The sequence below is a fragment of the Sedimentibacter sp. B4 genome (assembly GCF_000309315.1).
In the GTDB taxonomy this organism is placed as follows: domain Bacteria; phylum Bacillota; class Clostridia; order Tissierellales; family Sedimentibacteraceae; genus Sedimentibacter; species Sedimentibacter saalensis.
In genome coordinates this window covers 1-239 of sequence record NZ_CANG01000766.1, presented here as the reverse complement: position 1 = coordinate 239, position 239 = coordinate 1, and the positions used below count along the sequence as shown (strand labels likewise).

Sequence of the window (239 nt, the reverse complement as noted above, 5' to 3'; positions counted from 1 at the left end):
ATCGTCGTCGGGCAGGGCCAGTCCGGTGAGCCACACGTGGTGGGCCGGGCCGAGCAGCACCACGCGACGGACGGACGCCGCGAACGGGTCGAGCAGCGCATAGGCCCGGGCAGCGCTCGGGCCGGAGTAGATGTACCCGGCGTGCGGGACGATCAGCGCCTTGGGGCATTCGGGGAGCGGAGTGGTCTGCCTGCGGGCATCGGCGAGCAGGCCGTCCACGCTGGCCTGCAGCTCGTGGG

The 239-nt window shown here is 73.2% G+C and carries 1 protein-coding gene; it reads right to left on the bottom strand.

What is annotated here, in order from left to right; all coding sequences use genetic code 11:
* Nucleotides 1-231 (bottom strand): AmmeMemoRadiSam system protein B (gene amrB / locus BN358_RS24295; protein ID WP_083851593.1); only part of this gene is annotated, 231 nt, incomplete at its 3' end.
* Between the last annotated feature and the right edge of the window lie 8 nt (nucleotides 232-239).